This is a genomic window from Sulfurimonas sp. NWX367, assembly GCF_039667065.1.
Taxonomy (GTDB): domain Bacteria; phylum Campylobacterota; class Campylobacteria; order Campylobacterales; family Sulfurimonadaceae; genus Sulfurimonas; species Sulfurimonas hydrogeniphila.
On sequence record NZ_JALCZM010000002.1, the window covers coordinates 687,428 to 714,373 of the forward strand.

Below are 26,946 nucleotides of genomic sequence, written 5' to 3' on the forward strand. Positions count from 1 at the left end.
CTAACTTTTAAAACTACTAAGTTGCGCATTTAATTTTTCAATGATATCATTTTGATGCTCAGCTGCTGCGGCAATCTCTTCAACACTTCTTGCATTAGTTATAGAGACATCATTTAGTTTTGACATTTTTTTAGATATTTCTACAACACCGTTTTTCAGTTTTTCAACTGCAACAGAACTATCTTGAGCCATTGATTTTGATTTTTCTATAGCATCCATAACACTGTCTATACTCTCTTCTACATCACCTGCCTGTTCAGCTGCTTGAGCTATCTCTTTTGCGTTTTCTTGCATATTATCGCTCGATTCATCAACTGACTGCACAACAACATTGATGGTGGCATTTATCTCTGTAAGACTTTTTTGGGTTCTCTCTGCAAGCTTTCTTACTTCATCAGCAACAACAGCAAAACCTCGACCATGCTCTCCTGCTCGTGCTGCTTCAATGGCTGCATTGAGTGAGAGCAGATTTGTCTGTTCAGCTATATCTCCTATGAGTTCAAGTATACTTTTTACATCATTAGTACTCTCTTTAAGCTCTTGCATCTTCAGTGCAAGTTCTTCCTCTTTTACACTGGAGTCTTTTACGGTACTAATAAGGATATTTATTTTTTCTGTTGTTTGTCTTAATGCTTCAAAAGAGTTTTGTGAGATCTTTTGCATCTCTTGAACTGTATCATCAACAAACTCTGCTTCTTTTGTTGTTTGATCTGTATCGCTGTTGATTGATTTTACAAGAGTAGCTTCATCTTCTACCCGTTTACCAATCTCTAAGGATGTAGCAGAGAGTTCGTTTGATATAGATGAGGCCTCTGTGCTTACAGATTTTGCTTCGCTTATGGCATTTTGTACTTTTTCTATAAACCTATTTATGTAAAAAGCCACAGTAGCTAAGTCGTTTTTGCCCTCTATATGAATTCTTCTGGTTAAATCACCATCCCCTTCTGAGAGCTCTTTTGCTGCATCAATGATGTTCGCTAATCTTTTACTAATCGTTGCTGATATTATCAGCATAAAAATAACAACACCTAAACCTATAGCTATAAAAAGAGTAATCAACTGCATTTGAAGATTTTTAGTGAGTTTTAATTTCTCCTCTTTTTGATCTTTTCTTAATGTAACAAGAGCTTCTTGAGCCTCTTGTGCTTCTTTTTTCATCTGCTTATTTACCTGAAGTGACTTCTCTCGCAGCTCACTAAAAGTATAAAAAGCTTTTTTATATTCACTCAAAGCCTTTAAAATATCATCTATCATTCTTTTGTTTTTTGGAGAGCCTAAAATATCTTTTACATGTAAAGAGAGTTTTTCAATATTTCTGATGTATTCCTCTACTTGGTCTTGATACTTTATATCTTTACGTCGAAGGTAATTTTTCTCTGCTATTCGCATAAGAAAAAGCTCTTTTACTATTTTGTTTGCTAAAGATGCCTCTTCTATCTCATCTGCTATAACTCGTACATCTTTTGAGGTGCGTATGACTTTATCTCGCTGTCTTTTTTGAATATCTCTTACTTTTGAAGCGATAATTTCGACATCTTTTGCCTCTTTTACCATCTTTGCCTCTTCTTCTAAAGAAGCATCTCGAAGTTTTTGAAACTTTTTAAACAGATGAAGGTACTGCTCTATGTTTGTTATAACATCTTGAACAAGCTGTTTGTTTTGTGGATCTTTAAAACTCTTCTTTAAAGCTTTTGCTTCTTGTAAACTCTCTTGCACAAGTTTTTGAAGCTCATTTGCATAGTTTGCATCTTTTCGTCGTATATAGTTTTTTTCGTTTATTCTTGCTTCAAGCATCTCTTTGACGATTTTGTTGGAGATAGAAGCTTTTTGACTTTTATCTTCAAGTTTGTCCAAGTTAGAATCAATAGCAAAATAGAGATAGATAAATGCAAGGGAGATAACGACAGGAACAATGAGGAGTTGTTGTTTAATAGTAATGTTTTTCAACATATAAGCACCTTTGTTTAAAGTTATCTAATACTAGCAAACCGATATGAATTTATGATGATTTAAATATGAAATATATTTCATATTTAATCTAAAAGTCTCTCAAATGACTCCTTTGTCATTGGTTTGTAAAAATAGTAGCCTTGAATTTTTACACTGTTGTGTTTTGTGACACTTTTGAGTGTTGCAGCATCTTCAACTCCCTCTATAACAATAGTAAGATGCAGTGTTTTTGCCAAATAGACAATCCCTTCAAGTAGTTCTTGTGCTCTTACATCATCTAAAAGATTATCAACAAATTTTTTATCTATTTTTATAGTATTGATTGGATAGTCTTTAATGTAAGACAATGAAGAGTACCCTGTCCCAAAATCATCCAAAGAAAACTTAAAGCCTAACTTTTTAATAAGTTCCATAGTGCTAAAAATAAGATCATTGTTTTGAGCAAAAACACTCTCTGTTATCTCAAAATAGATTTTTTGAGGGTTGATTGATGGATACTTCTGTAATACTCTTTTTAAAAATGGGATAAAGTTTTCATCATAAAACTGTAAGATGGAAAGGTTTATGGAAACTACATTTTTAAAGCCTCTTCGCTCTATCATCTCAAAAACCTCTTCTATAATCATATAAGTAACGTCAAGAATCATCCCATTACTTTCAAGTTTGGCTATAAACTTAGCAGGAGCGATAATTTCTCCATCTCTCTTCCATCGCAGTAGTGTCTCAACGCCGTAGAGTGCTTCTGTTTTTGGCTCGACTATAGGCTGGAAATATACTCGAAATTCTTTGTTTTTTACAGCATCTCTTAGTTGAATATCTAACAATGTTTCAGATTCTTGTTTTTCATACATTTTTTTATTAAAATAGATATATTTTGCTTTTCCTGAATTTTTTGCAGCATACATCGCAACATCAGCATATGAGAGTATCTTTTCTCTTGATTCATTTTGGTGGTCTGAAACATATATACCGATAGATATGGAGGTAAAGATAGTATGCTGGTCTATATATATGGGTTTTTGCATAGTATCTAAAATTTTGTTTGCGATATTGCCAGGTACTGTTGGATTTTTGATATTTTGAAGCAGTATGGCAAACTCATCACCACCAAGTCGTGCAAGTATATCGTTGGAGCGAATATGTGTTTTCATCCTTTTTGCAATAATCTCTAAAAGTTTATCTCCCGTTGTATGTCCATAAGTGTCGTTAATATTTTTAAAATTATCAACATCAATAAACATCACTGCAAAGAGTTCATTACTCTTAAGACATTTGCTTATACACTTCTCTATCTCCTCTTGAAACATTTTTCGATTTGGCAGATTTGTCAGTTTATCATAATTGACTAGAGTTGAAAGCTCATGAAAAGTCGTTTGTAGCATCGCTATACTGTTGTTAAGCATCTGAGACATCTTCCCCAACTCATCTTCTGATGTAACACGAATACGCTTAGAAAAATCTTCATGAGAAATGGTAGCAAGTACGTCATTTATCTGCTTAATTGGTTCTATAATAGAATTCATGAGCATTTTTGCAAAAAAACCACTTAAACCCACTATAACTAAAATAATAAGCTGAATTATAATAACTTGCTTACTGAAAATCTCATCAGAGTGTTGGTGTCTCAGTTTTGCTCTTTGTATCTGGTATTCTGAGAGTTCATTGAGTGCTTCTCTTGCTTGACGAAACTCAAAAATAGCCTCTTTGTAGAGAATTGGCTCAAGCTCATTTACACTCTTTTTTAAAAGATTAGGATAAACTTTGTTGTAGATAATTGAAAGATACTCTTGAAAATTTGTTTGAAACTTATCAAGCTCTAACTGCTCCTCTTTTGAGAGTCTGGTGTTGTCATAAGAGTCGAGTTCTTTTTTAATTCTTTGTACCTGCTTGGCTATAATCTCTTTGTGATGTTTGATTTCTAAAGACTCTTTTGCATCAAGTAGTCGTAAGCTTCTATCTCGTATTCTATACAAAGCACCCTTTAAATGTGATATGTTCTCTAAAGGAACAATCTCTTGTGTGTAGATATTATCGACTCGTTTGTTGATCTGAGAAGATTGCCATAAGCTCCACTCACCGATGATAAAGACTAAAAATATCAAACCTCCAAGTGTTAAATATAACCTTGTCTTTAACTGCATCTTGTTAAACATCATTTCACAACTCCCAATAGAATAATCACTTTAGTACTTTAGCATATAAATATGAAATTTTCATTACTCGAGTACAAATGATTAAAATTTAAATTATTTAGGTAGAATTAGACAATGTAAATTCAAAAGAGTTCTAAAAATAATGGTTATAAAAGAAATAAAAATAAAAAAATTTAAAATATTTTCCGAAGAAGAATTTTCCTTTCACAAGGACTTTAATCTGATTATTGGTGTAAAAGGGAGTGGAAAGACATAACTTTTAAGAGCATTGGCAATTTCCCTTGGGGATGGTCTAATGCTTACATCAAAGATGATAAAAGTTTACGACCAATTCAAGATAATGAGTCCCTCTCAAAAAATCAAACACAATGGATTGCCTACAATAAAGGACAGTATATGAAAGGAAAGCTTGAAATGGATAAGGTCGCTCTATTGAAAGTAGTTAATGTAATATAAAAAAAGGCCACTCAAAAATCTCTTACTCTCCTTGTTATATCAACAAAAATTAAATTCTTTTCAAAAAAAAACACTTAAAATGTAAAGAATTACTAAAAAAATTTACTTTTAGAGGTGCTCAATATTAAGAAAATAATAATTTTCTTTATTATTTAGCTTAAAATAATCATGTAAATAAAAAAGGATATTTACATGAATTACAAAGAAATACAAAAAAAGATCAAACAGCTAGAAGAACTAAAAGCTCAAGTTCTCGATGCAGAGGTAAAAGTTATAGGTTATCAAGATAATGAAAAACTATTAAAGCTTTTGAGTGAAGAGTACCCAAAAATTTTCTCACCGGTTAGAAATCAGATTCTGGCTTTAGTTGAAGGTAAAAAGCCTCTTACAAAAGTTGACAGTGCTACAAGAAAAAAATTGGAGTATGCAATTAAAGGAGAGTGTTTTATAAATGAAATCAACCCTCTTGATAAAACAGGTGCACTTCTACCTTTTAAAAAACTGACGGCAAAAATCTCAAAAGAGATCAGTTTGCTTTCTAAAAAAAATATTCGGGCAGATCTGTTAGATTTTTTAGAGTCTTAGTCCAAGCATATACATAAAGCACAGTCGATGTGTTTTATGTTTTTTAATCTTCCAAACTTACATAAAACTTTCATCGATATCTTTTTAAATATCTTCAATAGTTTCAAAAGAGTGTTATATTTTCTTCTCTCTTAAAGACGGAAAATATTGAATGTGTCATCTCTTCTTCTTTGGAAAAATATTAGTAAGTGCGTAGATATTTTTTCTTATCACACAAGCTGTGAAACATTTTTTTTGTTTATAAGCTCTCATCTTAAAAAAGAGAACTTCAAAAATGTGCATATATTACTATATTATCTATAGGAAATTTTCAACTTTTCAAATTACTCCATTTTTATATCTGGACTCTAGATCATTTTTTAGAGTAAAAAGGACTAAATAAGCATCAGTTTTCATCTGTAATCTGTATCAAAAAAAGATCTAACATTACATCAAAAAAAATTTTGAACTTTCATCCAAAAATCATCTGTAAACAGGGTTCATTTTTTGATCTTATTGGAGTGTAAAACAATTGTTTTTTTAGATGAAATGAGATGGTTTTTTTGCAACTTAAAAAGAGAATATTTTGTACTTCTTTCTCCGAAACTCTGTAAAATAGGGTTTGCTTTTACTTCTTTTTTTACTCTTTTCTATTGTAATTTATCTCTATTTTTTTTACTGTTGTTTGAGTTTATTGAGCAAAAAATATAGGAACTTTCAGATGAAAAATGAGTTCTTCAGCAGTTTATTCGCATCAAAAAATGAGCCATTATTGACTGTTTTTCATTCAAAAAATGACTCCTGTTCTTTGTTTTTTAGATCATTTTTTGAGTTGAGAATCAGAAAATCTCTCTTGTTTTTTACCGGAATAAGCAACTCAAAAAATGCTTGAAAAAATGTAAAAAGGGATAAGATTTTTTCTGAGACTCTTCATCTTTTTTTATGGTGACTTTTACATAAATTGGAATATTTTACATCTAAAATCCAAAGATGTTTTTGCTCTTTAAACCATAAAATTCTTTTGAAAAAAAAGATGATCTAAGCCCCTGTAGAGGATGCTTCCGCTACAATATTGCATCTAAAAAAAGTAGCTGTTTCTCTTAAATAAGAGCAATCTTTTTCTACAATCTTCATATAAAAACAAGGTGGTCTCTCTCTTAAAACATTTCCAAAAACACTGTGACATACACAGATGACTTTATTGTCAGAGTTACTCCATTTGAAAGGTATTTTTTATGGCAACAATGGGCTTTTTACAGAACAAAACATCCAATAAACAAAGAGAAAAAGATACACTGATTGTTGATGATACATTTAGACATTCTTATTGTGTCGGTCAAACAGGCTGTGGAAAAACATCCTCTTTTGTCTATCCAAATCTTGATGATAGACTATCAAAAGGTCATGGAGTTTTAATCTTTGACTATAAAGGCAAAGAGCATGCAAGTGTTAAATATTTAGCAGACAAGCATAATAGATTAGAGGATATTATTGAGCTTGGTATTCCATGGGGTAAGAGTTGCAATCTTATTCAATACTTTAATGAAAAAGAGCTTGGCAATTTTGTTACAGGAATTATGAATCTGAATGAAAAAGATGCTTACTGGTCAACCACAGCTTCGAACCTTGTTATCTCTGTATGGAAGATTATAAAAGCCTATATTGATGTCATCAAAGCAACTGAAGATTATAATATTCAGGAGAACTTGTACAGTGCAATTGTAAGATTTAGACTTCCTGCAAGGGTGACTTTTTCAGATATTGCAGAGGTTCTCTCTTCTCATGAAAATATTGTTCGTTTTATAAGCAATACAAAAAAAATTCATGAACGTTTTGGTACGATAATAGAAGCTAATATTCACGAACTTGTTATGAAAATTGACTCTTTGAGTATACAAGAGAGTTATCTTGAGCTGGTCTCAAAAAACATAGCTTTTAAAAATATTCTCAATGAGCAGAAGAAATCTTTGCAGATATTTACAGACTCCAAGAACGCTTCTAATCAGACAACAACAATTCAGACAATTCTTTTGTCAATGAGTACAACGTTTGCATCTGTTGCCAATAATAAAAGCATAAATGATTATAACGGTATTGAAATTGCAGATAGTCTGAGTCAAGGTAAAGTAGTCATACTCAATGCTCAAGAATTTCAAGATATTGCTCTTGCCACATTGACTTCTTCAATACTTCAGGAACTCTCAAAAAGAGTTCAGCAAAAAGAGATTAGAGGTGTCAGTATATTTATAGATGAAGCGCAGAGGGTTTTAAATAAAGATTTTGGATCGCTGCATTCAGATGTACTGCGTGAGTCCAAAGTTGAACTTTTTCTGGCTTTTCAAAACCATCAATTAATGATTAACAAACTTGGTTCAGATCAGTTTTATGCCCTTATTCAAAATCTCTCTTCTGCATATGTTTTTGCAAATTCTCTGGACTTCCAGGATTTTGAGACATCCAAACTGGAAACATTTGAGTACTATTATAAAAAGAGCGATAGAAAATATATTGCAAAACCATTCTTCCTTGATCATGATGCAGTATTTGAAGCGGTTTTAAAATACTGCAAAATCAATAAACTTTACGATTACCTTGGTATTCCAAAAGAAGATCAGCACAAAATAGTGCAGTTTAATCCCTATCTCTATCAGCAAAATCTTATTGAACTTAAATCAAAAGATGGAAATATAACTGTTATGAAACTAAGAGATGCAGATATAGAGCTGAATGCAAAACAGATGATAGATACAATAATTAAGAACTACTCTGTCAAACTCAGAAAACAAAATGTTACTTCAAAACCTTCACTTATGAGTTACATAGAAAAAAGAGAACGAGAGATCAGTGAATTTTTGGATGTGCAAAATGAGTGAGAGTATTGACAGGAGACTTGATGAAGCCTGCACACCGATATATATTTTTAATAATCAAAAAATAGAAGCAGCAGTTAGAAGAAATGCTCACTTGATAGATGCAAATGATTTGGAGAATGTACATCGTAGAATTTTAAAAGTGCTGGGAATTGATGGTGAAAAAAGCAGTAGATATTTCAGCTTTGCCAAATTTAAAGCTTTGTACACCAACATAAAACTTTCACAAGAGTCAGTCTCAAATGAGATAACAGATATGGACTTAATCTAAACGGAGAATAAATATGCAGTTATTAACGGATAAACTAAGAAAAATTATTCCACCTTTTTACAGTAGTGAGGATGTTGAATTAGAAGAGAAAATGGTATATGCCAAGTTTTTTTTAACTGATGTAAACTGGACTTGGTACATTTTAGAGTATGATCAAGAGAGTAATAGTTTTTTTGCTCTTGTTGATGGTTTGGATCAGGAACTTGGGTATGTGAGTTTGGATGAACTTGAACAGGTCAGAGGACATATGGGGCTGCATGTTGAAAGAGATTTATATTTTACACCAACTAAATTTGGGGACTTGAAGATATGAAAAAGTTTGAAGATTTGGATGATGCTTTAAAGAAAGAGCTTGAAAAAACAGTTAAGGAAGATCCTTTTGGTCTCAATGCTGAAACACTCTATATGAACATATATAATTCCAGTGGACCGATAACTACAATAGCTGAAATTTTTGAAGTTAAGGCTTTTATTGTTCGTAAAATAAAATCAGGTATTTAATCTTTACGGAGTATAATTATGCATAATTACTATCAGGAGAAGAGTTTGAAATTTTTAGATATTTACTATATTAGGCTCAAAGTATTTCTTCATCAACTTCGTAAAAAGATGTTGAAAGTTTAATGGTGGTAAAAAGTAGAATCTTGAAACTCAATAAAAATTTTGAACCTTCACCAATTCCGGCAGAAGAAGTTTATGGAGGTTTCTTACAGTTCAATATTTCTGCTATTATTAGTGATATTTCATCTAAAAAACTCATTGCTCAACAGAAAAGAATTTATCTAAAACAGTGGTTTGAAGAGCATTCAGCTGATTTTAGTACAATCAATAAAAAACATTTAAAGTCAGTAGATTTAAGTACACCAGTTATTCAAGCAGAGATTAGAATCAATAGGTATGAGATAATTGATGGCAATCATCGTATGAAAAAAGCACTTGATGATGGACGAACATATATAAACTCTTATCAGGTTTCAGGTGAGCAGTTAGCAAACTATCTTTTAAGCAAAAAACAATATGAATCTTATATTCGGTATTGGAATGAGAAAGTTGAAAATTACATAGAAGATATGGTATAAACAACAGATTAAATACTTAGGATGTTACATGATAAAGTTCGATAAAAAAGCGATGCAGAAATTCAATGAAATACCTGATGAAGTTAAACCTAAAATACTCTCAAATGTATATTGCTCTCACTGTAAAGCTATCGTCAAAATTGTTGATTTTGAAGCAAAGATGGATGGAGAGGAGTTGATTCTAACTGGTAAATGTGAAAAGTGTTCCGGCAGTGTTGCAAGGTTGATAGAGTGATAGATGCTTTCTGAGAATATAAAAGTAGAACTTGTGGCACAAAAAGTTTTATTTTACAGGTTTTGTTGACACGGAATTTTTAACACTATCACTCTTTGACTGCTCTAAAAAACTATCCGTATCTATGTAAAAATAGAGTAAATAATCTTATAGAGCAGTTTGAAGTTAGTGCTTAGATTGGCTTTTGTCTACTTTCAATATCAGTGTTATTATTTTGAGCTTTTGCTTGCTGTTTCCGTTCAGAAAGGGCATTTTTTGAAGATTTCCTCACCTCTTTTGATTTATCGAAAGAGAGTTTTTTCAGAGCTATCTCCGGTGTATTTGGATGTTTTATGACATGGAGTTTTACTTTATCATACCAACTGTCAGTAAGACTCATAAGAAGCATAGGTTGAGCACTCTTACTGTCTGCCATTGTAAGAAGCATCTCTTCATTGGATAAATTTGATAATGCCAAATAGGGAAATATTATTTCATCACTTTCCCTGTAAAGTTTATTGTAAATTGATACCGGAACATCTTCTCTTTTTGCCAATATAACTCTATACATCTCTTCATCATGATCAGCAATATAGTGTAGAAGTGGATGGTCTCTTATGAATTCATCACTATCAAGTATTTTATCAACGGCTAAAGTAAGAAATTTATGATTCCAAACTGTATCAAATTTATCTCCATTCTCTCCAATCCAACCATCCTGTTCAATAAACTTTTCTGCAAACTTGTTGATTATATCAGTTGTTGAGTTGGGATTTTGCAAAACTTCCAAAACAACATCATCATCTTTTTCGTTTATAAAAAGTTCTAAGATTTCAGGTGTTGCATATTTTGATTTGGCTACTTCTCTTCTGACTGCCCAGTTTTCATCTTGTGCAAGACTTTTTAAAATAGATGCTTCCGGTTTGTCTCTCCAAACCAACTCAACACGTATATCCCCATTTGGATCCTTGGCAAGATTTTTTTGAATATCAAGAGGTGTTTTTGGATCTTTTGCCAATCTTATTTTCACCTCTTGATCTTGACTGTCAGCACAGGCTTGAATAAGTTTATCTCTTAAAATTCCAACGATACTTTTATTCTCCAGCAGCACTGCCAAAATACTGACTTCTTGTAATTTACCTTCGGCATTTGGAAAGCTCAAAGTACTATTGTCATCTATTAATGCCTGTAAAAGCATTTCACTTTTGCCATTAAATGCCTGTGCAATACTGAATTTTTGGTGACTGGAAAGTTTATTCATATCTGATACTATCAACTCTATTGTTTCATTTTCTATATCTTGTTGTTTTTTCATTTTAATCCTTTTCTTTTAAATCTATTTTAAGCAATAGTTTTTCTAAAATATTTATATCAGTTAAATTTGATGAAAAATGTGTAAATTAATCTAGATCTAATAGGGGTTCGCTAAACTTAGATTGTGAAACGGGTTAATTGACAAAAAAGGCCTGTAATACGATCTCTGAGAGATGTGTTTCACAAACGAAGGTTTAATTTACACCTTGATTTTTAAAGGATTTTAATGTTGATAGGTTATGCAAGAGTTTCAAAATCAGATGGAAGTCAGGTCTTAGATTTACAGATTGATGCTTTAGTTGAATCCGGAGTTAACAAAGAAAATATCTATACTGATAAAATCTCAGGATCAAAAAATGAGAGACCTGGGCTTGAAGCATGTTTAAAAGCATTACGCAAAGATGATGTATTGGTTGTATGGAAGCTTGATCGCCTTGGTAGAAATTTAAAACATTTAATCGAAACAATCGATAATCTGACTTCAAGAGGAATTGGCTTTAAGGTCATATCAGGTACAGGTGTAAATATTGATACTACTAATCCTGCAGGAAAAATGATTTTTTCAATTTTTGGAGCTTTGGCAGAATATGAGAGATCTATCATCCGTGAACGCACTGTTGCTGGAATCAAATCTGCTCGTGCCCGTGGTCGTACAGGTGGTCGAAAATTTCAACTTACAAAATCACAAGTGCGACTTGCTCAGGTGGCTATGAAAAATAGAGATACTTCAGTTTCTGAACTTTGCAAAGAACTTGGAGTTACCAGACCAACACTATATCGATATGTTGGACCTACGGGTGAACTTAGAAATTATGGTATAAAAGTTTTAGATATGGCATCTTAAGATTTTCTAGCCATCAAATTATACATTTGTATTCTTAGTGGGGAAATTCTTCCCCAACTTCTAATCCCTTTTTTTAAAAGAATCTGTGCAATTTTTCTATTGCGCAGTTTAATAATGTCACCATTATAATTAACAGCAAAATAACTTGTTATTTGACCTTGATAATGATGTTGTTCTTTTTTTTCATAGACTCCACCTTGTGTTAAGGCCCATTGAAAATAAAAACTGTACGGCTTACTTTGGATATTCTTTTTGTGTATAAAAACTCTTGAGAGTTTACCTGTACTTTTTTCTATAGAAAGTTTTGCTACATATGCTTTGTCATACATATTGTCATGTATAAATTCGCTTTTAATAATTGTTTTCATAAATGTTCCTTGTTAGACTCTATTTTAAGGAACAACAGCCAACAATTTCTTCATCTGTGTAAAAGCATTACAATTTTATTCTCATTCATACATCAATTCACATTTTCTTATTATTTTTTTTAACTCTGCAACCAAATATTTGGGATATAACAACTTGATATCTGTTCCACTTCGTTGAGCATAGCTTAAGATATCATCTTTACATCCTTTTCCAGTAATATAAATTTTATTTCGAAAGTCTATATCTTTAGATAGATCAATTTTGTCTTTGATTTCAGCTGTAAAGCTCTCTTTTTCTGCTTCTTCTATATACATCACTGTATTTTTTAAAACATGTAAATCAAACAAATCTTTCATGTTTGTATTGGCTTCAAAAATAACCTCAATATCTTCTTTGTAGTAATGAGTACTTCCTTCATTTATTTTCTCTTTTTTCCTGTCTTGATATATCTTATGATTATGTTCATACATATCATTAAATATCACGAAACACTTTGTATCTTTCCAATATACCGAAGTTTCTGTCTTATCTGGAACTTTTAAATATAAAATATCTTCAATTCGTACTTGATATTTTTTGTTATGCTCTTCAAATTTTAGATACTTTTTTCTATCTTGTTCAAATAGAATTTGTAAGGTGTCAACATTTTCAAATTCTAGCTTGTTATTAAGTGAACTGTTCGTTTTATTAAGTTTAAAACTCAGAGTGGAGGTATCATCGCTAAGTATTTTAATAATATAGTTTTCTATATTGGCAAAAGCAGCATGATTTTTAGGAGCTTGCAGAGTGAAACCTACTATCTTGTCTATATGGCTTAAAAAATTATCAACTCGATTAGGTGCATTATATTTTAAAAAGGCAGCAAGCAGCGGTAAGAGATCTACCAAAAGATATGTATTATTAAGTGAAAATCTCTGGTAATTAAACCAATGTTGCATATTTAGTTTATAAGCATTAGGAGAAACATATGTGACAACATTGTACACAGATAAAAATTTTAATGCTTTTTCTATAGCATCCCTCTTTGGTTTGTATGTTGAACCATCATTTGCAAAAACTGAAATTTTTATCTTTTTTTTACTATCTTTTAGCCTTTCAATATGCTTAGACAATGAGTTTATTTTTTCTTTGTGTTTTAGAGGATCTTCTCTTTGCAAAGAGTGCAGTTCTTCTTGTAGATTTTTCCTTTTTTTAGCATTTATTGTTTGAAGTAGCTGTATGTGAGTCTCAACAATTTTATGTATTTCCTCTGTATTGATTTTATAGATATCTGCTGTTTTAATTGGATAGTTAGTTTCGTTAATAAGCCTAACTAATACAGCAATTATTGCAAAATTTACATTTTGAATACCTGTTCTATATGGTGCCTTATTTTCATCAGACTCTTTTATTAGTGTTTGTAGATATTGTTCAATTTTTTGTTCATCAGCCTCAGAATATTCTGTACATATCCTATTTAACTCCTGATAATAAACTTCATCACTTCCACATAGTTCCAGATTTTGTGCAATCTCTTTCTTTGCTGCTTTATCAATTGTTTTTTTCTTCATACAGAGCTTCTTTTTTAAATTATTTCCTAGCCTATTTTTTCAAATACGACTTATGAATCGGATATGAATGTCATAACCCTTTTTATCAATAACAAAAGGAGATCAGATGAAAAATCTTATCAAAAAAACTAACCCAAATCCAATAAAAGGATTATCTTCATACAAGAATAGTCTTAATGAGTCTAATATACTCACTTGTGGCTCTATATGCAGTGGTATTGGTGCATTTGAACAGGCATTAAAAAATATAGGTATTACACATATAAATAAATATATGGTAGAGATAGACAAATTTGCTCGCAAGACTTTTGAGGCAAATCATACTGTTGAACACACTTATAAGGATTTAACGCAGTTAGATTCTACAAAAATGCCTTATGTTGATTTGCTGGTGCTCTCACTACCCTGTCAATCATTCAGTATGCAAGGAAAAAGAGGTGGTTTTAATGACACAAGAGGAACCCTAACATTTGATGCTTTAAAAATTGTTAAAGAGACCAAGCCTAAATACATTATCTTTGAAAATGTCAAAGGCATAATCAATCATGATAAGGGTAATACTTTTGAAGTGATTAAGGCTGCATTTGAAGAACTTGATTACAAAATTTACTACCAGGTATTAAACTCCAAACACTTTGGTTCTGCTCAAAACAGAGAAAGACTGTTTCTTGTAGCAATAAGAAAAGATATTCAGCATGGATATCATTTTCCAGAACCTCAAAGCAATCGAAAGTCTGTAAATGAATATATAGAGATAAACAAAAACTACTCTTGCTGTTTATATGATGCTTCCAAGAGAGTTCCTTTTAATGCAAAAAGAGTTACAGATATCATAAAACTCTGGAAACTTCCACATATTAAATATGCTTCTGATCAACGTATATGTTCTACTGAGGGTATTGCACCCTGTATAGTTGCTTCATCTGCAAAGACAAAGTTCTATGATACAAAAAACAAACTGTTCCGATATCTGACACTCGAAGAGATGGCAGCAATCCAGGGATTTCCATCTGATTTTGTATTTCCTGTTTCAAATGCTCAGAAGAAAAAACAAATTGGTAACTCTATTACAATTTCTGTACTTGAAGCAATAATCGAAAATCTGCTTTTATACATAAAGCCGACATCTCTCAAAAGCTCATCAAGAAAAACAGAGCAAAAAACTAAGAGTCTTCTACAAACTTTAAAAAGTATGAAGAATATCTCTTCTGATATTATTACAAAGAATATCAAAAAGATACGCTCTGAGGAATTGAGACGAAGTTCTCAAACAATTGTAAAGAATATTACCAAACCCTTTGTATCAAAAAATATGTATGTTAATCAGGCATTAATCAGCTACTCAAAAGATAAAGATCTGTTTGCATCTTTGAAAAGTATGAATGAAAAAGAACTGCAGATTTTTCTCAAGCAGAGAGATTTGGAAATCATAAACTATGACAGCTTTTCAGATGACACTAATACTAAAAAATTTGTACTGTTTCCTTATGCCGGTGGTAAGCAAGGTGTAAACAAGACAGATATGCAGCAATTAGCTATCAATGCATTTAAAAATAAAAAATATACAAAATTTATAGATATTTTTGCCGGTGGTATGGGTGCTACATATAATGTATTACCTGTTTTACTGCAAAACAGTATTGAAGAAGTTGTAATCAATGATATCAACAAGTCCATTATCAATGTTTACAGACAAATACAGAGGAAATCAAAACAAGTACAACGTCATTTAGCTTCCATCCCTCTTGACTACTATAAAAAATATGGAAAATTTGCACCTGTAAGCAGAGAAGAGGCTCGTGAATTACATATCAGTATAGAAAAAGAATTTAAAGATCTTGAATTACAAAAGAAAATGTCACCTAGAAGAGCAGCTTTATTCCTTTTTTTGATTCACAAGTCTACCGGAGCCATGCTGGATTATGATATGAAAACAAAAACCTGTTTTTTTGAGACATCCTATAAAATTATCAATATAGAACTACTGATTAACAAAGTAGCTCTTTATCATAAGATACTTACAAGTACAAAGATTACATTTAAGTCTGTACAGTATCAAACACTATTGAAAAAATATAAAAACAGTTCAGATGCTTTACTACTTATAGATCCTCCCTATATTGAATATTCTGAAAAAGTATCAAACAACAGCTCCTCTTTTACCTATGGAATAGACTTTAACCATAAAGAGCTGCTGAATAAAATGAAAAATATACAGGCAGACTTTATCTATTACAACAATCATAATCCATTAATTGAAAATTTTGCAACAAGATACTCCTATAGATATAGTAAAAATATCAGAACATATGCCAATGGTGTTTTAAAAGATAGAACCAAGGCTGTTGAAGTTTGCATGACAAAACTTCCAAAAAGAAGTAATAAAAGCTCCTCTGGTGAGCAGTTTGAAACTCCATTGGTTGCATAGTATGCTTTATAGAACAAATGTACTTATTATTTTATCAAGCATAAAAAGGAGATTTAAGCCTCCGTAAAAATAAATATTTTTATAGTAGGGACTTGGTACCTGATACCATTCGACAACTTTTTAAAATTTTAGTGATTGAAATTTATGTCTAAAGAGATACCAACTAAATCTGGTATATCTTCAGATAAATTTCAATGGATTTTAAAAGTTATAAAATATTTACTATGTGCCTTGTTATAGGCACATATTTATATATTATTCTCTTCTTTTTTGAGCTTCAGTGTATACTTTCATTCCCTCTCTTTTGCCAATAGCTATAACCTTGACAACTAAAATATCATCAACAATCTCATAGACTATACGAACCTGCTTTTTGGCAACATAGACTTTTCTCAAACCTGAGAGATTCAGATTGTTCTTATTGCCAAGAAGTGGACCAAGTTCTGGTGAGACTTTTATCTTCTCTAATTTTTTAAAGACTTCAATGCGAACAGAGTTGTTGAGTTTTTTGAGATCCTCTTCGACAAGAGGATGGTAAATAATCTTATACATTTTTTATAGCTGACTTTTGCTGATACCAAATTTGGCAGCCATATCATCTTCAGATATATACTCTGAGAGAGGTGTATCTTTTCTTTGCTCAATCATATTATAGATTTCACTGTGTTCAGCAAGTTCCATTGCCTCTTCAAGAGCTTTGAGCCTTTCATATTCATCTGTTGAGATAACAACAGCTTCAAGCTTGTTGTTTTTAAGAATCCCTATCTTTTCAAGAGAATGTGCTTTTATGCTACTAACTACACTTCCTATCTGTTTTGTAAAGTCTGTAATGGAGAATAATTCATTTTGTGCATATTTAACCATTTTCTTATCCTTTATATTTACTAGTTAATTTCATTGTTAATATTATACTCTATTTTAGTGTTATTGTGAAATACAACAGAGATCACAAAGGGCTACCGCTGTTGTATAGAATATGGTTTGCTTTTTTTTTACTTCTTTTTAGCTCTATTATGTTGAAATTGTCTGATAATATCCTGCTTACTTTTATAATTTTGAAGCAAAAAATCTGAAATATGATACTGCTTACCGGCAACATAAATTAGGTCCTCTTTATCTCTGTGAATGTTAATGAAAGTAAAATTCATATTTTCGATAAGTTTATCTAAAAACTCCTGTCTATTTTTTGCAACTTTTAATGCTTCAAGTAAAGCATTCTGCCATTTTGAAGAGACAGTTTTAAAGTGTTCTATATCAACATAATTTTTTAGAAGTTCAAGTATCTCAGTATGAGAGCAATTTTTTATCTCCTGAATGTAACTGACAAGATGATAACTGACATCCTTTTTGAAATCATAGATAACTCCGGATTCACTGAAATGTTGATAAGTATTGCTCAAATCTGTTTTTATTTTAGTACCTTTATTGCCATATTCAGTAAAGCAGACACCTTCCAAATCATAAATCAGTGATTCATAGTCCAATTCTTTGGAGATTGCAACAATATCATAAGAATATATTCCTTTATCAATGGTATAGTTTACAGAAGGTGCTATATAAGTACTTTCTTGATTGAGACTTGCATCCACTGAGTGGCTCTTTTTTGTTTTTTTATTCTTTTTTACTATTGGTGTATTGTTTTGAATATTGTTCTTTGCCTGATCAAGATATTTGTCAAGTGGAACAAGTGATCCTGAAATACTGGTGATATATTTTTCCTTTAAATTATGAGTTGGGTAGTAAAATCTTGCCCGATCAAAGAGAGCCTTTGTATCAATGTAGGCACTCATATCAAGATCTTTTACAATCAGAGCCATCATCTCTTTATATATCTCTTTTGATATATCTGCTGGGATTACCTGATCCAAATAGCAAAACACTCTGTATCTCTCTTTGATTGATCCATTTTTATTTTTTAAATGACTTTTGCTTGGAACTATGAGTGCCTTTATTCCTTTTCTGTTTAATACTTTTTGACAATCTTCTATTGTAAAATCAGTTTCATCATTATCAATATCAAGTATGAGCAGGTGATGGTAGCCAAGAATATTTTTTTGTGAACGTCTATTACCTTTAAAGTAAGCATTTGAGTATGCATAGTTTTTTACCATTTCAATCAACTTTTCTTGACTATCAATACTTTTTGTAAACCAATCCTTTGAGTATATACTCTCTTCATTTTTACATAAACTTATCTTTTCCATATATTTATTATCCTTTGTTCCTTTACAGTTTTAAGCAACAAATGTAAATAAAATGAAAAATACAAAAAATGAAGATAAATATAGAAGATAGTTTGGACAAAAAAGAAGTAAGCAAACCATATTGTAAACAATGTGTGGAACACATGGAAAATAAAATTTCTTTCATCTGTTATTTTTTATTCATTAGATCTACTTTTACAAGGGATGACTTTTGATAGATGAATGTTATTATTATATTTGATAAAAATACATAAATGTATTTTGATAGATTTTATATAGATATCCCTATAATAACTGCATCTATCAAAAGTCATCCTTAAAAAATACAACAAGATTTAAGTCAAAAATCTCCATCAAATACCAAAAGTAAATGAAAATCAAAAAGTTTTCCTTAAAACTAATCTATATATTTAGATTAACGAGGATGGCATGAATACAACAGAAGACAAAATATCGCTTAAACAGCAGATAAATAATATGAAAATGAGCAAAAGAAGGGTGACAGACTTTTATAACTCAATTATTAATATATCTCAAATGGGTAAAGAGGTTTTTAACAGCAAAAATGTAAAAAATATTTTTACACTCAATCATATAGATGAATCAATTAAAAACAGTGCAGATATGCAAAAAGAGTACTTAGCAGTTCTCTTAAAAGCAGGCACACCTAATTACAAAGCAGATGCTCCAAATTTTCAGTTCAACTCAAAAGAGAGAGTAAGCTGGATGATTTTAGAGTTTGACGTACAAACCAATCTGTCAGAAAATGAAAACATAAGATATACAAGAGAGTATATTGAGTCAGAGACAGGCTTAGAACCTACACTCATAGCAATAGAAGTGTATAAAGTTCTTGCAGGCTATTTTTTCCCAAATGCTCCAACAACATTACAAACAAAACGTTTAAAAAAGTATAACTACTTCAAAGATGTTAGGACAGCATTAACTCATAGCTTGGAAGCAAACTGGGATGTAACTGTTGATAAGTACAATGAAACAAAAATATATAGTAATTTTTTACAAAATGCCTTTTATCTTAGTGGCAATATATTTGAAATAGGTGTATTTCAGGAAATTCTTGATGAATATAAAGAGTCTCAAATGTGCCAGAAAATTATAAAACAAAAGAAAGCTTATGGTGGTCATAAGTCAGGTGTCACAAAGAGAGCAATGCCATTAAAAGAAAGGAAAGAACTGACAGCACAAGCTAATATAAAAAGATCTGTAACTGCACAAAATAAGCTTAAAGAGGTGCTTAAACATATAGTGGAGAGAGAACCAAATCCTAATTTTTCTATCAGACATATCGTACAAGTATCAAAAGAGTTGGATAAGAGGATGTCTCATAAAACTATTGCAAAGTATTTAGCTCAAATTAAATTAGATTTAAATTTAGAATAATCTTAATATTAAAACATATACGATTTATAAGTCGTAGAATGTTTGTATAGTTATTCAGTGGTTGAGATTTAGCTTGAACAAATAAGTTGTTAAAGCATTCAAGAAAACTATCTACTTTTTTTAGAGTAGGTTTTGAAATAATTCATACGAGGAAATAAATATGTATAGTAAAGAAAAATTAAATATGTTAGCTTATTTAGGCATTAAAAATAAACACTGTGACTTTGAGTTTGAAGAAAAAACATTTAAAGTAAGAGGAAAAAAATATTTCTTTTATGATGATGAATTATTTGGAGGTTCTATTTATTCTATTACAAATATATATAATAAAAGAGCTTCTGTTTATTTTGTGATTGATAATGGGAGAGGTAATGAGGATGATGTTATTGAAATAACTACATCATATAAAAAAGCTTTGAAAGTTTATAATGAATTTAAAGATATCATAAAATCAGAATGGAGTACAGATGAAGAATTAAAAAGAAAACAATTATGGTTTGAAGAATTAGAAGCATATGAAATAGAGTCTTCAATTTATGGCTCTATAAAGGTTGCATATGATCCAAATATAGAGAAATTTATTTTCATTACTTTTAGTAATTATGAGGGCGAAGGATATAGTTATGGAATCAATGAATACTTAACACATGAAGAAATGTTTGATACTGATGGTTCAGAAATCAATTATGAATATGGATTTGATCATATTAAAGATGTCATAAAATATTTGAAAGACATAGATTTTTGTTTAGAAGATTGGAAAGAAAAAGAACTGTATGAATTTGCACTATCAAGCAACGCAATCGAAAATGCATAAAAAACTAAACAACGGAAAAGAAAAAATTTAAAGAAGGAGGGCATATGACTAATACTGAACAATATATGAATTTATTATACAAAAAATATAATAAGACGCAATTAACAAGAAAAGAAGTAGCTGAAGTATTAGAAATTTCCCTGACTTCTTTAGACACATTAATTAGTAATAAAACATTGCCTATAAGATTTAAGAGAATAGGAAGCTCACAAAAAGCAAGATATATATTTCCAATTTTAGAAGTTGCCAATTTTTTAGCTTTTGAAGATGTTGCATAGCATAATACTTGCCTTTTCATCCCTCTAAAGATATTTGTTTCTATACTAGTGTAATTTTGTAAATATGATTGAAAGTTTGGAAAGATGTTGTCTTATTGTTGTCTTGTATTGTTTTAGAAAGTTCTCAAACCCCTTAAAACAGGGGTTTAAAGAGAGACTAAAGTGGAGTTACGTTCTCAGCCTGTGGGCCTTTTTGACCTTCACCGACTTCGAAAGTTACTCTTTGACCTTCTTCAAGTGAAACACGTCCACCACCGTTGTTGTTCACTTGACGGAAATGTACGAATACATCTTTTCCACCATTGTCTTGTTCTATGAAACCATAACCTTTTTCGTCGTTAAACCATTTAACTTTACCGTCTTGTAATTCTGCCATTGTCTAGCCTTGTATATTTATTTTGTCAAAAAATTGGGAGAGTCTTTAGGAGGTTTTAACACATAGATCAAAAAACACACTAAAGATGAATTCACGCCTCATCTTTCACTTGGCAACAGTATATCAGCTTTTTTTTAAATTACCAAGAAAATATGTAAATTTAAATAAATTCTTTGTACGAAGTTAAGATTTTGTGCATAAAACCGATAGTAATACATAAAGTTCTATAACAACCAGTCGGCACTAAAGTACCGATTCCGAAAAAAATCATTGAGAAGGCAATATTTATGGACATATCTTCAAACAGTGCAATTAAAAATTTATACACAAAAAAACTCTCTGCTGATGATGTCAAAGCAATTAAAAAAGAGATAGCGCAAAATATGAAAGAGATAGCCTTACATGTAAACAAAAAGCCAAACGGTGTAGATGAAACAATCAATAAAATAGTTTCCAATTTTCAAGACTTTCAAAATTTTTTGCAGAATGTAGGCTATGACGGTAAAAAATCAATAGCTGAGTTGTCAAAAGAAGAAGGCGAACGTATGCTTAAAAAGATGTTTGAAAAGGCAGATTTTCAAAAGCTTGACATAAAAGTATAAACACAAAAAGTAATATTTAATAAATATTTATGTAGAATCTCTGTAATAATTTTACAAGGCTGGACAATTGAGCATTTACAGAGAATATGACATACGCGGAATATATGAAAAAGAGCTAAATAAAGAGAGTGTCACAAAAATAGGCTATGGGCTTGCATCTAAAATAGAGGGCGAATATGTGGCAGTGGGTTATGATGCCAGAAGCCACTCGCCGATTCTTTTTGAGTATCTGGTGGCAGGGCTCAATGCAGGTGGGAAAAAAGTTCTTGACATGGGGCTTGTGCCGACACCGGTAAACTACTTCACAAATTATCAAGAGTGGGATGGCATTGTGCCTTCGGCTTCTGTTATGATAACAGGTTCGCATAATCCGAGTGAATACAACGGTTTTAAGATTACGGTAGACAAAGCGCCTTTTTTTGGGGAAGATATTTATGCGCTTGGGCGTGAGTGCGAGACGATGCAAATGCCGCCAAAAGTACCAAGAGATGTAAGTAAAATCAAGGCGAAAGAGCGTTATATAGACTTTATGGTCAATGAATTTCAACACCTTAAAGGGTTGCAAACAAAGATTGTCTATGATTGCGGCAATGGTGTAGCAGGTGTTGTGCTGCCTGAAATCTTTGAAAAACTCGCATTACATGTAAAGGGAATATATGTAGAGCCTGACGGAACTTTTCCAAACCATCATCCTGATCCTTCGGTAGAGGAAAATCTCAAAGATGTCAAAGCCCTGCTTGAAAAAGAGGGGGATATTGCTTTTGCGTATGACGGGGATGCAGACCGTATAGCGGTGCTTACGCATAAGAACAACATCAAAGGCGATATGATGGCACTTTTATATGCCATGAAGATGGACAAGCCGACCGTTGTAGGAGAAGTGAAATGCTCACAGGTGATGTATGATGAGTTGGAGCGTCGTGGTGCCAAGGCCGTGATGTATAAAACAGGACATTCAAACCTCAAAGTGAAAATGAAAGAAATCAATGCTGATTTGGCATGTGAGGTGAGCGGGCATGTCTTTTTTAAAAACCGTTATTTTGGTTATGATGATGCGATTTATGCAACACTCAGAATGTTGGAACTGGTACATGAGGGGATAGATTTAGATGCAGAACTTGCCAGACTCCCGCAAGTCTATTCTACCGAAGAAATTAAAGTAGAGACAACAGAAGCACAGAAATTTAAAATCATAGAAAAAGTAAAAGAACTGCTTAAAAATCCGCCTGCCGATTTTCCTGTTATAAAAGATATGATAGACGTGGACGGTGTACGCATCAACTTTGAAAAAGGCTGGGGGCTTGTACGGGCGAGTAACACAACACCGGTTTTAGTGACGCGATTTGAATCAACAGACAAAGAGGAAGCCAAACGCTATGAAAATGCAATCAATGATTTAATAGCCCAGGCAAAAGAAAGTTTATAATTTATATGTATAATAAAGATTAGTTAATCTTAATTAGGTAGAATTCCTGTAAAAAATACGGAGTTTTGCCAATGCTTTACTATACAATGCTTTTTCTTGCTTTTCTTTACTTTAAAATTGCCCGCGTTTACAAAAAAGAAGAAAAATCCAATCTCAATATGAATATTCAAAACACTCTTGTTTTTATTGCAATCGTGGCTTTGCTTGTGTATGGTTTTACCCATAAAACATGGTACACAGTTTTACTTGCCGCTTATCTTTTTCTTATTCTCGCTTCACTCATGGTTTCTGCTGTCCAGGTAGGTGTTTTTATAGAAGGAAAACCTTTTGTCAAGCTCAGTCATTTATATAGGTTTTTGGCACCTATAGGTATGCTTCTTTGGTTTGCCGATATATATTTATGGGGCATTTAACAACGAATTTGTTATAATGTTTTCATTGATAAACTTAAGGAAATTTTTATGAAAACCCATACACTTTTGATGCCTCTGGATATGCACCTGCACCTTCGTGACGGTGTAATGCTTGAAAATGTAGCGCCCTTGACGGCATACAGTTACAGCGGGGCCATAGTGATGCCCAATCTTGTGCCTCCTGTTGAGACAAGAGAAGATCTTTTGGCGTACAGAGAGCGGATTATGGCGGCTGTGCCAAATGATTATTTTGAACCCTACATGACACTGTTTTATAAAAATTATGATAAAGCTTTTTTAGAAAGCATAGTAGATGAAATAACAGCGATTAAACTCTATCCTGCGGGAATTACTACAAATTCAGAGGGCGGTGTCAGCTCTTTTGATATAGAAGAGATGCGTACTACTTTGGAGACGATGAGCAGTTTGGGTATTCCTTTATGCGTGCACGGTGAGACGGATGGTTTTGTGATGGACAGAGAAGCGGAGTTTATGAGTATTTATGAGCTTTTGGCACAGAATTTTCCTGATTTGAAAATTATAATGGAGCATATTACAACCAAAGAAGCGGTTGCTATGCTGGACAAATATCCGAATTTGTATGCGACGATTACTGTACATCACCTGCTGTTAACGCTGGATGATGTCATCGGCGGATTGATGCGGCCGCACCTTTTTTGCAAACCGATTGCCAAAAGACCGGAAGATTTGGATGCACTTTTAAGTGTAGCGCTTGAAGCGCATCCAAAAGTAATGTTCGGATCAGATTCTGCGCCGCATCCTCAGCATAAAAAAGAGTCCTGTGGCTGTGCGGCGGGTATTTTTACCGCACCGATTTCACTACAGCTTCTGACAGAAATATTTGACCAGTTTGACAAGTTGGATAATTTACAGGCATTTGTCAGTGACAATGCACAAAATATTTACGGAATCTGTCCTGAGTTTAAAGAAGTGACGCTTGAAAAAAGACCCTTTGTAGTTCCCCAGAACTATGCAGGAGTTGTGCCTATGTATGCGGGTGAAACGATAGGATGGGCTATAGAGAGTGTCGATTAAAATACTGCTGCTTGAAGATGACCTTCTTTTTGGGGAGACCCTGGTGGACTTACTCGAGGAAGAGGGGTATGAAGTGCTTCATTATCCAAACGGGCAGGATGCTCTTGATGCCACCTATGATACAAAGTTTGATATTTATCTTTTGGATATCAATGTGCCTCTTATAGACGGTATTTCTCTGCTCGGTGATTTACGCTCTGCCCAGGATGAAACACCTGCCATTTTTTTAACTTCGCATAAAGAAAAAGAGATGCTTCATCGTGGTTTTGTAAGCGGTTGTGATGACTTTTTAACAAAACCTTTTGACAATGCAGAACTTTTATTTCGCATACAGGCGCTTATAAAAAGAACCAAGATAAAAGAAGCGGAATGTATAGGTGAACTGTGTCATGACAAGCTGCATAAATGTATTTATTATAATAAAACGGTTTTGGAACTTTCAAAAAAAGAGTATGAACTTTTAGCATTGCTGATGAATCATGTCAACTCTCCTGTACCAAAAGAGCTGATATATGAAGAGTTGTGGACAACGGCTGACGGAGGAGGAAGTGATGGCGCTATACGCGTCTATATAAACAGACTCAAACAATTACTGCCTACTATGTGCATAGAAAATATTCGCGGCATCGGATACAAACTTGTTTCGTAATCTTCGAATAATTATCTTTATTTATTACTTTTTTACTGTAGCAGGTTTTTTACTGCTCGGATACTACTTTCTCAACGTATTACATGTAGAGAATCTTTATATGTTTGCTTTTATTGTTCTTTGTATTGTTATACTTTCAGGAGTATTTATATCCAAACTTGCAGTTGATCCCTTGGCTGAGTATGTTCAAGAGTTGCAAAACCTTTCAAAAGAGACCCTCCATGAGCTTAATCTGCCTATCAGCACCATTACAACAACGACACAGCTTTTAGGTAAAAATTGCCATGATGAGAAAATACTCAAACGCATTGGACGTATAAATACAGCCTGTATGATGCTTAAAGAGCGTTATAATGAATTGGATTATCTGATTAAGATGCAGACAAATCAAAAGATAAAAGAGGAGTTTTTTGTTGATGAGTTAGTCAAACAGAGAGTTGGCTTTGTAAAAAAAATATATCCTCAAATGAAATTTAATCTTGTGCTGGAAAAAATTTCTGTATTGAGCGATCAAAAAGGTTTGGGAAAAGTAATTGACAATATTATTGATAATGGGGTAAAATACTCAGGCACTTCAAGAAATATAGATATTGAGGTAAAAAACAACAGTATAAAAATAAAAGATTACGGAATAGGGATGGATGAGGTTGAACTTGTTCGTATTTTTGACAACTATTACCAGTCAAATAAAAATATGCAGGGTTTTGGCATAGGATTAAATCTTGTCAAAAGATTTTGCGAAAGAAACAATATAGAATTACTGTTGCAGTCATCAAAAAATATTGGAACAACAGTAGAATTAAAATTTAAACAGGAATATGAATGCAAATAACAAATGATATAATGACATATGCAGAACAGGCCCTTGATTATGGTGTTATGGGAACCTTGATTCTTATGAGTATTGTCACTTTGTGGCTTTTTATTGAGAGAATGATGTTTTACAAGAGTGTACGTATAGAAGATTATAAACACAGAGACAATTTAGAACTTGACTTAACGGACAATATCAATGTCATCAGTGCAATAGGAACAAATGCACCCTATGTCGGTCTGCTTGGAACAGTCATCGGTATTATGATCACTTTTTATACTTTGGGTGATTTGGGTGCAGTAGATGCAAAAAAAATCATGATAGGACTCGCTCTTGCACTCAAAGCTACGGCGATGGGACTTGTTGTGGCTATGCCGGCTATCGTAGCCTATACAATTCTTCTTCGTAAAGTTGAAAGAATTTTAACAAAGTTTGATGTGGCCCATGAAGTGTAAAAAACAGTTTAAAAAGTTTGACCAGATCAATGTCATTCCTTTTATAGATATTATGCTTGTTCTGCTTGTCATGGTGCTGACAACAGCTACTTTTATAAAGCAGGGCGTTATTCCCGTGAATTTGCCAGAAGCAAAAGCAACAGAAAAAGAAGATACGAAAAAAGAGGTGACGGTTTATGTGAATGCAAAAAGTGAGATATTTTTTGACAAAGAGAAAGTAAACCTCAAAGAGTTACAACAAAAACTTTCTGCTGTTTCCAAAGACCAGACGGTAGTGCTTCGAAGTGACAAAGAGTCCAAGTTTCAGGACTTTGTAAATGTGATGGATATTTTAAAGAAACTGGGACACGAACAGTTGTATATAGTTACGAAAGAGTAGTTTTACATTCAGAG

Annotated in this window: 29 protein-coding genes; 20 read left to right on the top strand and 9 right to left on the bottom strand. The window is 32.3% G+C overall.

Annotation, left to right across the window (positions count from 1 at the left end; genetic code table 11):
• Together MNY28_RS08200 and MNY28_RS08205 are read right to left on the bottom strand one after the other, a co-directional pair.
• On the bottom strand, positions 1-1,950 hold the full coding sequence (locus MNY28_RS08200) for a methyl-accepting chemotaxis protein (RefSeq protein ID WP_346389500.1): 1,950 nt from the start codon (positions 1,948-1,950) through the stop codon (positions 1-3).
• 83 nt (positions 1,951-2,033) lie between these two features.
• On the bottom strand, positions 2,034-4,106 hold the full coding sequence (locus tag MNY28_RS08205) for an EAL domain-containing protein (protein ID WP_346389501.1): 2,073 nt from the start codon (positions 4,104-4,106) through the stop codon (positions 2,034-2,036).
• A 645-nt stretch (positions 4,107-4,751) separates the two neighbouring features.
• Here MNY28_RS08205 and MNY28_RS08210 point away from each other — a divergent pair.
• From MNY28_RS08210 to MNY28_RS08240, 7 genes are all read left to right on the top strand, one after another.
• Positions 4,752-5,144 (top strand): hypothetical protein, encoded by a 393-nt coding sequence (locus MNY28_RS08210; RefSeq protein WP_346389502.1) that lies wholly within the window; start codon positions 4,752-4,754, stop codon positions 5,142-5,144.
• 1,214 nt (positions 5,145-6,358) lie between these two features.
• Positions 6,359-7,996, top strand: coding sequence for a hypothetical protein (locus tag MNY28_RS08215; RefSeq protein WP_346389503.1), 1,638 nt, complete (start codon positions 6,359-6,361; stop codon positions 7,994-7,996).
• Positions 7,989-8,264, top strand: coding sequence for a hypothetical protein (locus tag MNY28_RS08220; RefSeq protein WP_346389504.1), 276 nt, complete (start codon positions 7,989-7,991; stop codon positions 8,262-8,264). Before MNY28_RS08215 ends, MNY28_RS08220 begins: the two co-directional genes overlap by 8 nt.
• A 13-nt stretch (positions 8,265-8,277) precedes the next feature.
• On the top strand, positions 8,278-8,577 hold the full coding sequence (locus tag MNY28_RS08225; protein ID WP_346389505.1) for a DUF2958 domain-containing protein: 300 nt from the start codon (positions 8,278-8,280) through the stop codon (positions 8,575-8,577).
• Positions 8,574-8,765 (top strand): hypothetical protein, encoded by a 192-nt coding sequence (locus MNY28_RS08230; protein ID WP_346389506.1) that lies wholly within the window; start codon positions 8,574-8,576, stop codon positions 8,763-8,765. The genes MNY28_RS08225 and MNY28_RS08230 overlap by 4 nt, the downstream gene beginning before the upstream one ends.
• A 143-nt stretch (positions 8,766-8,908) precedes the next feature.
• A complete protein-coding gene (locus MNY28_RS08235; protein ID WP_346389507.1) occupies positions 8,909-9,343 on the top strand; it encodes a hypothetical protein in 435 nt (144 codons plus the stop codon).
• A 28-nt stretch (positions 9,344-9,371) separates the two neighbouring features.
• On the top strand, positions 9,372-9,578 hold the full coding sequence (locus MNY28_RS08240; RefSeq protein WP_346389508.1) for a hypothetical protein: 207 nt from the start codon (positions 9,372-9,374) through the stop codon (positions 9,576-9,578).
• A gap of 172 nt (positions 9,579-9,750) precedes the next feature.
• Here MNY28_RS08240 and MNY28_RS08245 read toward each other — a convergent pair whose 3' ends face one another.
• Positions 9,751-10,872: a HEAT repeat domain-containing protein gene (locus MNY28_RS08245; protein WP_346389509.1), complete on the bottom strand. Its 1,122-nt coding sequence runs from the start codon at positions 10,870-10,872 to the stop codon at positions 9,751-9,753.
• A gap of 225 nt (positions 10,873-11,097) precedes the next feature.
• Here MNY28_RS08245 and MNY28_RS08250 point away from each other — a divergent pair, with 225 nt between their 5' ends.
• Positions 11,098-11,715, top strand: a complete 618-nt coding sequence (locus MNY28_RS08250; RefSeq protein ID WP_346389510.1) for a recombinase family protein — start codon at positions 11,098-11,100, stop codon at positions 11,713-11,715.
• Here MNY28_RS08250 and MNY28_RS08255 read toward each other — a convergent pair.
• Together MNY28_RS08255 and MNY28_RS08260 are read right to left on the bottom strand one after the other, a co-directional pair.
• Positions 11,712-12,083, bottom strand: coding sequence for a hypothetical protein (locus tag MNY28_RS08255; RefSeq protein WP_346389511.1), 372 nt, complete (start codon positions 12,081-12,083; stop codon positions 11,712-11,714). The two genes, MNY28_RS08250 and MNY28_RS08255, sit on opposite strands and share 4 nt — an antisense overlap.
• Positions 12,084-12,164: 81 nt before the next feature.
• Positions 12,165-13,634 (bottom strand): hypothetical protein, encoded by a 1,470-nt coding sequence (locus MNY28_RS08260; RefSeq protein WP_346389512.1) that lies wholly within the window; start codon positions 13,632-13,634, stop codon positions 12,165-12,167.
• Positions 13,635-13,740: 106 nt separating this feature from the next.
• Between MNY28_RS08260 and dcm the strand changes: the two genes are divergently transcribed.
• The gene (gene dcm / locus MNY28_RS08265) at positions 13,741-16,062 is read left to right on the top strand and encodes a DNA (cytosine-5-)-methyltransferase (protein ID WP_346389513.1); all 2,322 of its coding nucleotides are present in this window, start codon (positions 13,741-13,743) and stop codon (positions 16,060-16,062) included.
• Positions 16,063-16,317: 255 nt separating this feature from the next.
• Here the strand turns inward: dcm and MNY28_RS08270 are convergent, their stop codons facing one another.
• The 3 genes from MNY28_RS08270 to MNY28_RS08280 all read right to left on the bottom strand — a co-directional run bounded on the left by MNY28_RS08270 (position 16,318) and on the right by MNY28_RS08280 (position 18,266).
• Positions 16,318-16,614 (bottom strand): type II toxin-antitoxin system RelE/ParE family toxin, encoded by a 297-nt coding sequence (locus tag MNY28_RS08270; protein ID WP_346389514.1) that lies wholly within the window; start codon positions 16,612-16,614, stop codon positions 16,318-16,320.
• 3 nt (positions 16,615-16,617) lie between these two features.
• Positions 16,618-16,926, bottom strand: a complete 309-nt coding sequence (locus tag MNY28_RS08275) for a hypothetical protein (RefSeq protein WP_346389515.1) — start codon at positions 16,924-16,926, stop codon at positions 16,618-16,620.
• A gap of 128 nt (positions 16,927-17,054) precedes the next feature.
• A complete protein-coding gene (locus tag MNY28_RS08280) occupies positions 17,055-18,266 on the bottom strand; it encodes a hypothetical protein (RefSeq protein WP_346389516.1) in 1,212 nt (403 codons plus the stop codon).
• A gap of 429 nt (positions 18,267-18,695) precedes the next feature.
• Between MNY28_RS08280 and MNY28_RS08285 the strand changes: the two genes are divergently transcribed.
• From MNY28_RS08285 to MNY28_RS08295, 3 genes are all read left to right on the top strand, one after another.
• A complete protein-coding gene (locus tag MNY28_RS08285) occupies positions 18,696-19,667 on the top strand; it encodes a hypothetical protein (RefSeq protein ID WP_346389517.1) in 972 nt (323 codons plus the stop codon).
• A 160-nt stretch (positions 19,668-19,827) separates the two neighbouring features.
• The gene (locus MNY28_RS08290; RefSeq protein WP_346389518.1) at positions 19,828-20,484 is read left to right on the top strand and encodes a hypothetical protein; all 657 of its coding nucleotides are present in this window, start codon (positions 19,828-19,830) and stop codon (positions 20,482-20,484) included.
• Between the two features lie 44 nt (positions 20,485-20,528).
• Positions 20,529-20,762, top strand: a complete 234-nt coding sequence (locus MNY28_RS08295; protein WP_346389519.1) for a hypothetical protein — start codon at positions 20,529-20,531, stop codon at positions 20,760-20,762.
• A 157-nt stretch (positions 20,763-20,919) separates the two neighbouring features.
• Here the strand turns inward: MNY28_RS08295 and MNY28_RS08300 are convergent, their stop codons facing one another.
• Complete coding sequence (locus tag MNY28_RS08300; RefSeq protein ID WP_151900841.1) at positions 20,920-21,138, bottom strand: cold-shock protein; 219 nt, start codon at positions 21,136-21,138, stop codon at positions 20,920-20,922.
• A gap of 287 nt (positions 21,139-21,425) precedes the next feature.
• On the opposite strand from MNY28_RS08300, the gene MNY28_RS08305 reads away from it, so the two are divergent.
• The 8 genes from MNY28_RS08305 to exbD all read left to right on the top strand — a co-directional run bounded on the left by MNY28_RS08305 (position 21,426) and on the right by exbD (position 26,932).
• A complete protein-coding gene (locus MNY28_RS08305; protein ID WP_346389520.1) occupies positions 21,426-21,740 on the top strand; it encodes a hypothetical protein in 315 nt (104 codons plus the stop codon).
• A 67-nt stretch (positions 21,741-21,807) separates the two neighbouring features.
• Positions 21,808-23,166, top strand: coding sequence for a phosphomannomutase/phosphoglucomutase (locus MNY28_RS08310; protein WP_346389521.1), 1,359 nt, complete (start codon positions 21,808-21,810; stop codon positions 23,164-23,166).
• Between the two features lie 71 nt (positions 23,167-23,237).
• On the top strand, positions 23,238-23,579 hold the full coding sequence (locus MNY28_RS08315) for a hypothetical protein (protein WP_151900838.1): 342 nt from the start codon (positions 23,238-23,240) through the stop codon (positions 23,577-23,579).
• Between the two features lie 48 nt (positions 23,580-23,627).
• Positions 23,628-24,635, top strand: coding sequence for a dihydroorotase (pyrC, locus tag MNY28_RS08320; RefSeq protein ID WP_151900837.1), 1,008 nt, complete (start codon positions 23,628-23,630; stop codon positions 24,633-24,635).
• On the top strand, positions 24,625-25,284 hold the full coding sequence (locus tag MNY28_RS08325; RefSeq protein WP_151900836.1) for a response regulator transcription factor: 660 nt from the start codon (positions 24,625-24,627) through the stop codon (positions 25,282-25,284). Before pyrC ends, MNY28_RS08325 begins: the two co-directional genes overlap by 11 nt.
• Positions 25,285-25,384: 100 nt before the next feature.
• Complete coding sequence (locus MNY28_RS08330; RefSeq protein WP_346389522.1) at positions 25,385-26,116, top strand: HAMP domain-containing sensor histidine kinase; 732 nt, start codon at positions 25,385-25,387, stop codon at positions 26,114-26,116.
• On the top strand, positions 26,107-26,553 hold the full coding sequence (gene exbB / locus MNY28_RS08335; RefSeq protein WP_188109973.1) for a TonB-system energizer ExbB: 447 nt from the start codon (positions 26,107-26,109) through the stop codon (positions 26,551-26,553). The genes MNY28_RS08330 and exbB overlap by 10 nt, the downstream gene beginning before the upstream one ends.
• Entirely contained in the window at positions 26,543-26,932 is a 390-nt protein-coding gene (exbD, locus tag MNY28_RS08340) for a TonB system transport protein ExbD (protein WP_151900834.1), read from the top strand. The genes exbB and exbD overlap by 11 nt, the downstream gene beginning before the upstream one ends.
• The last annotated feature ends 14 nt before the right edge of the window (positions 26,933-26,946 follow it).